The sequence below is a fragment of the Streptomyces africanus genome, from assembly GCF_002150735.1.
GTDB classification, from domain to species: domain Bacteria; phylum Actinomycetota; class Actinomycetes; order Streptomycetales; family Streptomycetaceae; genus Streptomyces; species Streptomyces africanus.
The window spans coordinates 1-8,787 of record NZ_MUKA01000211.1 but is presented as its reverse complement, the minus strand read 5'-3'; the positions used below and the strand labels follow the sequence as shown (position 1 = coordinate 8,787).

Sequence of the window (8,787 nt, the reverse complement as noted above, 5' to 3'; positions counted from 1 at the left end):
GCGGCCAGCCGGCCCGCCGCCATGAAGGAGCAGGCCCGCGAGGCGGCGGGCCGGCTGGCCGCGCTGTACGGACCCGCCCGCGACCTCCTCGCCGACGACCCCTGGCACGACCCGGACCTGGGCCGGCGCATCGCCCACCGGACCAACCTCCTGCTGTACCGACTTCGCAGCAGCCAGCAGGGGATCCTCGACCCCGCCGAGGCGGCCCTGCTCGCGCTCCTGCCGTTCCTCTACCAGGTCCACAGCGCGCACACGGCCGTGGCGCTGTCCCACGTGGACCCGACCGATCTGGGGAAGCAGCCGTCGAGCAGTCACGAGCGCCGGGCGTACGAGGTGCTGCTGAGCTCCCACAAGAGGCTCGTCCGCCAGGCCGTGCGGGGTGACACGCTCAAGGACCGGGCGGACGGGCGCCGGGAGATCGGGTGGTGGCTGTTCCACCAGTGGGCGAAGGGGCAGCCGGGAGACCTCCGGGGCGTGCTGACGGCGGCGGGCGGTGCCGGGACCGACATCGCGACCGTCTGCCGACCGGAACTGGTGGCCAGGCTGCTGGCCTGTGCGCAGGTGGCGCCGCGCAAGCTGTACGGGCGGGGCCTCGCCGGCTCGCTGCGCGAGGAGCCCTTCCAGCTCGACTTCGGCGGCCGGGAGTGGCAGCAGGTGCGCGAATGGCTGGTAGGACCGCTGTTCGCGATCGCCCACGCCCTCGCGATCGAGGTCACGGACCTTCCCTCGGCGGTCGTCCGGCATGTCGGCATCCCCGACCCGCTGGACCTGGACTGTCTGTTCACCACGGTCCGGGACGCGTCCTGGACCGCTCACCGGGACGTCCTCGGGCTCAAGGCGGCATGCGACCACCCCGCCGCCGTGGCCGCGCTGTCCGAGCACACGGAACTCGTGGACACCCTGCTGCGCGGCGCCCGGCGCGCGAAACTCGCCGAGGCGGCCGGCGCGCTGCCGGTGTACGCGCACGCCGACGAGGTGCACGAGGCGGACGACGGGGCCGGGCCCGGACCGGCCGGCGAGGTGATCCGGTTCCGGCTCGACGAGGAAAGCATCCAGGAACTCCTCATGGGCGAGAACCTCTACCGCGACCGCAGCCTCGCCATCCGGGAGCTGTACCAGAACGCCCTGGACGCCTGCCGCTACCGCCGGGCACGGCAGCACGCCCGCGACGGACGCGACACCTACGAGGGCGAGATCACCTTCGTCCAGGACTTCGACGAGGAGGAGGACCGCTACTACCTGGAGTGCGTGGACAACGGCATCGGCATGGACGAGACCGTCCTGGCGGACGTCTTCTCACGGGCCGGAGTCCGCTTCACCGACCTGCCCCGCTACCAGGAGGAGAAGCAGGACTGGGAGAAGCAGGGCATCACCGTCCATCCCAACAGCAGGTTCGGCATCGGTGTGCTCAGCTACTTCATGATCGCGGACGAGATCCGGGTCACGACCTGCGCGATGGACGGCGGCACCGGACGCCCCGAGGAGCTGACCGTTCTGATCACCGGCCCCGGCCACTACTTCAGGGTGCGCAGGACCGGACGGAAGGGACCTGTCGGCACCAAGGTGCGCCTCTATCTCCGGGACGGGGACAAGGCGCCGTCGTGTGTACGGGAGTTGCGCAGGCTGCTGGGACTGGCGGAGTTCCGTACGACCGCCCGGCACGGAAAGCAGGAGGCGATATGGAAACCCGGGGAACTGCGCCCGCGGGAGGCGCCCGGCAGCCGGGCCGAAGGCTTCGTCGCCCATGGGCGGACAGTCGCCTGGCCGGACGGCGCCTATGAGACCGACGGCCAGGTGATCTGGTGCCAGGACGGCGGTGGCATCCTCGTCGACGGCATCTACACCGAGCCCCGGGTACGGAGAGGGGTGCTGACCGACCCCGGCGATCACCGGCGCCTGCGCGGGGCGGTGGTCAATCTGACCGGGAGGACACGGCCCCGGGACCTGTCCGTGGACCGTACGGAGATCCTGGACGAGGACGTGTGCGAGCCGGTGGAGCAGCTCGTCGGGGCGGCACTGACGGCCTTGCTGGCCGCCGATCCTCCCCTGCTCGACTTCGAGTGGCTGTCCGAAGTGGCAGGGCACAGCCCACGGCTCGCGGACATCGTGACCGAAGCGGCCGGGGAGGCCGGGGTCGAGATGGACCTGTACGGTCATCCGGCGCCGGTCGCGAGGGTGGGGTTCTTTCCGCCGGACGTCCTTCTCGTCCATCGGGCCGACTCGGGCGTGTCCGAGTCGGAAGCGCAATCGGGCGGTACTCCCGCGGGCGACATCTTCGGCTCCCCTGACGACATCACGTTGCTGTGGCGGCTGCTCGCCCATCGGCCGAACGCCGAACTGACCACGCTGACCGCATTGGTCCCGGAACTGGCCCGGGCCGGAACAGCGCTCGCCGCCCGGCCCTCGGACATGTTGTTGCGCACCGACTCCGCAGGGTCCTGGAACCACGGAAGCTGGACCGGGCCGGAGGAGCAGGCCGATGTGATGGCCCGCCCGGGGCATGCCCTGTCCGTGGCGCAGTGCTGCGGGATGTCCTACGCGGCAGCCGTCGCGCGACTGGAGCAGCTCCGCCTGCCCACACCGGGCGGTGCCGACCCCGCCGCCGTGGTCGATCTGACCGGTGTGGCGTTGCTCGACGAGGATCACAGGGCCTACAGCAGCCGCTGGTGCGACCCCGCGCAGGAGGTGCCTCCCGGACACCTCCTCAAGGCGGCGGTGCTGTTGAACATCGGTGTCGACGAGGCGGCCGCCCGGTTGAAGGCCTTCGGCTTCACCGTCCAGGACGGGGGAGTTCCGAGGGAGACCCCCGAGGACTGGGTGGTGAGTCTGCTCAGCCGCGACCTCGACGCCGAGAGCCCCTGGCTCGACCTCCGTGAACCGGTCACCGCGGGACACGTCCTGTGCGGTGTCAGGAAACTACGCCGCCCCTTCGGCGAGTTGGTCGAGGTGCTCAGGGCATACGGGTTTCGACCGGATCTCGGTCCCATCGACGAGGAGGCCGCCGGGGAACTCCTGAGGCAGGGCGAGGAGTGGGGCTGGGACGAGGAAGCGGTCGAGCTCCTCGCGGTGGGAGAAGCGGTGCCGCCGGGCCTCCTGGCCCGCGCGGCGCTCAGATCGGATGCGTCTCTGTCCGACATCGCCCGCCGCGTCGCGGAGTTCGGGTTGTCCGTCAGCGCGCTCCCCGAGCATGCCGACCCGACGGACCCGTCGATTCTCAGCACCGATGGTCAGGAGCGCTACTGGCGCGCGATCAGTGACGACGTCCTCCTCCACTCCCTCGTGGAAGCCGCTCACAGAAGTGGGCTTCCGCCGTTGGCCGTGGCGGCCCGGCTTCGCGCCTACGGCCTTCGGGTGCCCTGGACGGAGCTACCCGAGAGGGTCGAGCCGGAGGACCCGGTCATGCTCCGCCAGGTCTTCGTCCATATGCCCCAGGATCCCGAACTCGTGCCGGACCAGCCTGTGCCCATGCTGGCGGTGATCCCGGTCGCCCGGGACCTGGGCAAGTCGCCCCGGGCCATTGTCGAGCGCCTCGCCTGCTACGGATTGCGCACGCCGTGCACCACGGCACCGGCCAAGGCGAGCCGAAACGACAGCGATCTCATCAACCCCTGGCTGGGCAACTCCGCCTGGGACTGGGACGAGCCCGTGCCGGCGCACCACCTGGTCTCCGTACCCCACCGTCTGTTGATGGAGCCGGATGAGGTCGTGAGCCGTCTGGCTGCCTTCGGGCTGCGCGTACCCGAACACGTGCTGGACTGCCTGGACGAGACCGACCGGCGTCTGTGCCTCGAGGAGCACGAGCAGGACGGAGACAGCCTCCGCCTCCCGCTGGCCCTGCGCGACTCGATCCGCGACTTCCTCCGCATTGCCCGCTTCTCCGGCCTGCCCCTCGACGACCTCCTGCCCCGGCTCACCCGCCTGGGCGTGGACCTCCCCCGCGTGGTCGACGCCGTCCGCGCCGCCCTGCCCCGAGTCCCCGGCCTGGTCATGACGCCCGAGGAGGTGCCGGACACCCCGCAGACCGCCCACCGTCTGTGACTGTCACACCGCCATCCACACCGCCTGGTCGGGCCCCACGCGGGTCGGCGACAAGCGTGCCGCCGCCGAGGTGCTCGGCATGCTGCTGAGTCTGCGCGAGCCGCCCACCGCCGTCTTCGCCGAGCAGGACGAGGTCGCGGTCGCCCTCATCTGGAACCTGCGCAAGTCGCAGATCGCCGTACCCGAGCGGATCTCCGTCCTCGGCTTCGACGACCAGCCGCTGGCCGACTGGTTCGACCTGTCCACGGTCGCCCAGTCACCGTCGGACATGGGGCGGGAGGCCGGGGAGCTGGCGCTGAAGCTCATCGGCGACTCCGGGGCGGACCAGGAGCGGCATGTCGTACTGCCGACGTATGTGATCCCGCGGGTCACGACCGCGCCGGTGGCCCGGGCCAGGGCCCGGGACGAGGGGGAGCGGGGCGGCGAGCAGGTGCGCGAGTGACGTGCGCCCCCTCGGAAGAACCGGCTGATCAATCCTTGAGGGCGAAGAACCGCATCGGGGAGTTCGCCTCGAAACCGATGCGCGGATAGACGGGTGCTCCGGCGGCGGTGGCGTGCAGGGTCGCCCGGGTCAGTCCGGTGCCCCGGCCGCCCTCGTACAGGGCCTTCCGCGTCACCGCCTCCCCGTATCCCCGGCGCTCCCACGCCGGGTCGGTCGCGACGAGCAGCACGAAGAGGCGGCCGTCGGCCTCGACGGTGGCGGCGCAGGTCACGGGGGTGCCGTCGGCGCGCACGCCCAGGTAGGCGTACACCTGGCTCTTCCACAGCGAGGAGCGGCCGAGACCGTCGCGGCCGTCCTCCAACGGGAAGCCGTAGGCACGCGCGTTGATGTCGGCGAAGGCGCGCAGCTGATCGTCCGTGGTCACGCGGACGAACGTCAGGTCGGGGTGGGCGGGTTCGGGCAGGGGCAGCAGATCCCCCGCCATGCCCGTCCCGGCGAAGGCGTGCACGAGCCCGGCTCGCTCGGCGGCGCCCCCGAGCCCCGCACGCGCCTCCTCGTCCAGCAGATCCTCGAAGACCCACAGGAATCCGGGGTGCTTCTTCGCCCGCATGATCTCCGCGGCCTCGTCCAGCCGCAGCTTCAGCAGCCCGGCGGTGGTGCCGGGTTCGGTCAGCGTGACGCAGTTCCAGAAGGCGAACCGGCAGTCGGCCCAGCGGACGGCGATCCCCGGCAGATCGCGGACGTCCGCCTGCGGATCCCGGTCGAGCACCATGACCCGCCACACCGTGGCGAGCTGCTCCACCGATTCGATCGAGTCCGTGAGATCGCGCATGACATTCCCCCCAGGTCGGCGGCGGAGCACGGGAGTTGCCCGGTCCAGTACACGTACTGCCCTTCCCGGGGGCGCCTCATCCCGGGCTGTTCTCAGGTGAGGTGAAGGCCCTCGCGGCCGGCGAAATCGGCAGCGATAAGGTCCAGTTCCACGGTGACGGCCCGCGGCAGCTGGGCCAGGGGGTAGGGGCTATGGCTGACGAGGCGGTCTTCTTCGCGGCGTACGACGCCGTCCTGCGACAGTGGCCCGTCGAGGTGCACAGCGTTGACGTGCCGTCGCCCTACGGCAGCACCCGGGTCCAGATCTGCGGCCCTGAGGGCGGCGTTCCGGTCGTGCTCCTGCCCGGCGGCGGAGCGACTTCGGTGGTCTGGTTCGCCACCGTCGGAGCCCTGGCCCGCGCCCATCGGGTGTACGCCGTCGACCTGATGGGCGACATCGGCCGCAGCGTGCACGACGGGGCGCCCCTGCGCGGCGCCGGCGACCTGGTGGCGTGGCTCGACACGCTCTTCGACAAGCTGGACCTGGACGGGGCACACCTGTGCGGCCACTCCTACGGCGCCTGGATCGCCCTGAACTACGCGCTGCACGCGCCCCACCGGCTCGGCAGACTCGCGCTGCTCGACCCGGCCAACTGCTTTGCCGGCATGAGTCCCCGGTACCTCATGCACGGGCTGCCGATGCTGCTGAAGCCCACCGTGCGGCGCGTGCGGACCTTCCACCGCTGGGAGACCGGCCGCACCCCCGAGGACCCGGTGTGGCGGGCGTTCCTGGACAGCACCGCCACCGCCCGGCGGTCGAAGGTCGTCGCCATGCGACGCCCGAGCGCAGAGCGGTTGAGGGCCTGCACCGTCCCGGCCCTGGTGCTCCTGGCCGAACACAGCCGGGTTCACGACGTGCCACGGGTGGCGGCCGCCGCACGCCGGCTCCTGCCCGAGGCGAGCGTCGTCACCCTGCCCGACGCCTCCCACCACTCCATCCCCACCGAGCGCCCCGCCGAACTCAACCGGCTGCTCGCCGAGTTCCTGGCCTGAGTGCCGCGGACGCCCGCGCGGCTCGCCGGGTGCGGTCAGCCATCTGCCCGGACGAAGACCGGCTTGAGGTGTTTCTCCGGCAGCGCGGCCGGCAGGTCCTCCCAGTCGATGACGTGGGAGACGACCCGTTCGGGGGTGACCTTGCCGGAGGCGGCGAGTTCGAGGGCGTCGGGGATGTGGGCGCGTACGTTGTCGCGGGCGATGCGCAGGGTGACGCCGGTGAGGTACATGTCGAGCAGGGGCAGCTCGCCGGGCCGGAAGTGGTTCCCCGCGCTTTCGCAGACCCCCTCCGGAGTGAGGCACTTGACGGCCAGGCCGAGCTGGTCGACGCGGCCGGTGGCCTCCACAGCGATGTCGAAGCCCTGCGGGACCGCCTCCAGCGTCTCGGCGGTGGCGGCCCCGAACGAACGGGCCAGCTCGCGGTGTTCGGGTGCGGGGTCGACGTAGAGCACCTCGGAAGCGCCGAGCGCGCGGGCGATGTCGCACACGTAGAGGCCGATGCTGCCGCGGGCGACGACCAGCACCCGTGCTCCGGGGCGGGCCTTGAGGTGGGGCGCGACCAGGCGCCAGGCCAGGGACCAGTTGTCGCTCGCCGAGGCCATCGCGACCGGGTCGAGGCCGCTGGGCAGGGGGACGAGCATGGCGTCGGCGTAGGGCACGCGGGCCAGGTCGGAGAAGAGTCCGCCCCAGGTGCCGCCGATCGGTGCGCCGTACATCGCCATGTAGGGCACGGCGGTGCAGTGCGCGGTCAGGCCGGCCCGGCAGCGGTCGCAGTCGCCGCAGTTGACGGACCACGGGACGACCACGAGATCGCCGGGTGCGACGGCGGTGACGGCGTCGCCGGTCTCCAGGACCCGGGCGACGCACTCGTGCCCGAGGGCGAAGGGCGGCTCGATGAAGCCCTGCCCGGCGAGGATGGCGGAGTCGACGTCACACGGCGTGGCGGCCACCGGCGCGACGATCGCCTCGCCGTCCGACTGGATCCTGGGGTCGGGTGCTTCTCGCCATGCGACGGTGCGCTTGGCGACGTAGGTGAGTTCACGCATCGGTGTGCTGCCCCTTCGCCAGCGCCACCAGATCGGCGTACCGGACGGTGGAGCCGCCCGCGCCCCAGGTGCCGTCGGGCTGCTCGTGCACCAGCACCCACACCCGCAGCGTGTCGTCCGGGCCGAGGTCGGCGGCGCTCAGGACGGTCTTCGTGGCCTCCTCGACCAGCCCCGCCTTGCGGCGCTCGGACAGGGCGCCCTGCGGGACGACGACCTCCACCAGGAAGCGCGGTTCATCGTCCGCCGCGGTGGTCTGGGCGCCCTGGGGCAGTTCGACGAGATAGCTCCACGCCTGGGCGCGGAAGAAGGCGGTGTCGGGTGCGCCCTCCCAGCGCAGCAGCACGGCGGCCAGGTCGCGCTGGACGGTCGTGCGCCCCTGGTCGGTGAGGGCACCGGTCGGGACGGTCAGCCTGATCATCGGCATGGCAGCTCCTCGCCGCTGTTTATGACAGTCGTTATAACGAGAGGCCACGGTAGACTATGACGGCCGTTATAGCCAGAGGGGATGTGTACAGGTGGCCGAGCGCAGAACGCCGTCGCGTGAGCGGATCGTGGCCGGGGCCGCCGACATGATCAGTCGGCGTGGTCTGAGCGCCACGAGCATCCGGGAGATGGCCAAGCACGCCAGGGCGCCGCTCGGCTCGACGTATCACTACTTCCCCGAGGGCAAGCAGCAACTGGCCACCGAAGCCGTCCGGTACACGGGCGAGTGGGTCGCCCGCAGCCTGCGCAAGGAGCTGGAGTCGGGGCCGGTCGAGGGGCTGCGGGCGTTTCTGGCCCTGTGGCGCGGGATCGTCGTCGACAGCGACTTCCGTGCCGGTTGCCCCGTGCTGGCCGTGGCCATCGAGGAGCCCCCGGCTGATGAGACCCCGCCCGCTGTGGCGGCAGCGGCAGAGGTGTTCGCTCAGTGGGAGGCCCTGCTGGCCGCCTCACTGCGGGACCACGGAACCGAGGCGGAACAGGCCGCCCGGCTCGCGACGCTCGTCGTGGCGGCCGTCGAGGGCACGGTCGCCATGTGCCGCGCCAAACGCAGCGCGCAGCCGCTCGACGACACCGCCGAGCAGTTGCAGGCACTCGTCGCCGGCGCGATCAAGCGCTGACCGGCCCGGGTTGCGCGCCGAGCGCGGCGCGGACGGCTGCCGCCTTCTCCTCGGTGAACACGCCGGTGTCGAGGAGAGAGAGGACGGACAGTACACCGCCGCGCGATCCCCAGCTGCCCTCGTCGATCACCCGGAAGGTCACCCACCAGGCCGGCGACGGCTCGGGGAGGCCGCAGGCGCCGGCCATCGCGGCCAGGACGCGTTCGATGACCTCGGCCCGGACCTCCTGGCGCCAGTCCCCGTCCATCACCGTCACGTCGATGACCATGACGTCGACGTCCGGGCCGGTGTCCGCGAG

The 8,787-nt window shown here is 71.8% G+C and carries 7 protein-coding genes and 1 pseudogene; 4 read left to right on the top strand and 4 right to left on the bottom strand.

Features of this window, described 5'->3' with window-relative positions:
* Together CCL05_RS44905 and CCL05_RS24635 are read left to right on the top strand one after the other, a co-directional pair.
* On the top strand, positions 1 to 4,038 hold a 4,038-nt coding region (locus CCL05_RS44905; RefSeq protein ID WP_158102489.1), incomplete at its 5' end, for a wHTH domain-containing protein.
* Between the two features lie 13 nt (positions 4,039 to 4,051).
* Positions 4,052 to 4,480, top strand: a complete 429-nt coding sequence (locus CCL05_RS24635) for a substrate-binding domain-containing protein (protein WP_341868282.1) — start codon at positions 4,052 to 4,054, stop codon at positions 4,478 to 4,480.
* A gap of 28 nt (positions 4,481 to 4,508) precedes the next feature.
* Here CCL05_RS24635 and CCL05_RS24630 read toward each other — a convergent pair whose 3' ends face one another.
* A complete protein-coding gene (locus CCL05_RS24630; protein WP_086562668.1) occupies positions 4,509 to 5,312 on the bottom strand; it encodes a GNAT family N-acetyltransferase in 804 nt (267 codons plus the stop codon).
* Positions 5,313 to 5,503: 191 nt separating this feature from the next.
* Here CCL05_RS24630 and CCL05_RS24625 point away from each other — a divergent pair, with 191 nt between their 5' ends.
* On the top strand, positions 5,504 to 6,343 hold the full coding sequence (locus tag CCL05_RS24625; protein ID WP_086562667.1) for an alpha/beta fold hydrolase: 840 nt from the start codon (positions 5,504 to 5,506) through the stop codon (positions 6,341 to 6,343).
* 35 nt (positions 6,344 to 6,378) lie between these two features.
* Here the strand turns inward: CCL05_RS24625 and CCL05_RS24620 are convergent, their stop codons facing one another.
* Positions 6,379 to 7,389, bottom strand: a complete 1,011-nt coding sequence (locus tag CCL05_RS24620; RefSeq protein ID WP_086562666.1) for a zinc-dependent alcohol dehydrogenase — start codon at positions 7,387 to 7,389, stop codon at positions 6,379 to 6,381.
* Positions 7,382 to 7,813 (bottom strand): tautomerase family protein, encoded by a 432-nt coding sequence (locus CCL05_RS24615; protein ID WP_086562665.1) that lies wholly within the window; start codon positions 7,811 to 7,813, stop codon positions 7,382 to 7,384. The genes CCL05_RS24620 and CCL05_RS24615 overlap by 8 nt, the downstream gene beginning before the upstream one ends.
* A 91-nt stretch (positions 7,814 to 7,904) precedes the next feature.
* Between CCL05_RS24615 and CCL05_RS24610 the strand changes: the two genes are divergently transcribed.
* Positions 7,905 to 8,489: a TetR/AcrR family transcriptional regulator gene (locus CCL05_RS24610; RefSeq protein WP_086562664.1), complete on the top strand. Its 585-nt coding sequence runs from the start codon at positions 7,905 to 7,907 to the stop codon at positions 8,487 to 8,489.
* On the opposite strand, the pseudogene CCL05_RS24605 reads toward CCL05_RS24610, so the two are convergent.
* Positions 8,479 to 8,787 (bottom strand): annotated as a pseudogene (locus CCL05_RS24605) (tautomerase enzyme); the annotation flags it as partial. The gene CCL05_RS24610 and the pseudogene CCL05_RS24605 sit on opposite strands and share 11 nt — an antisense overlap.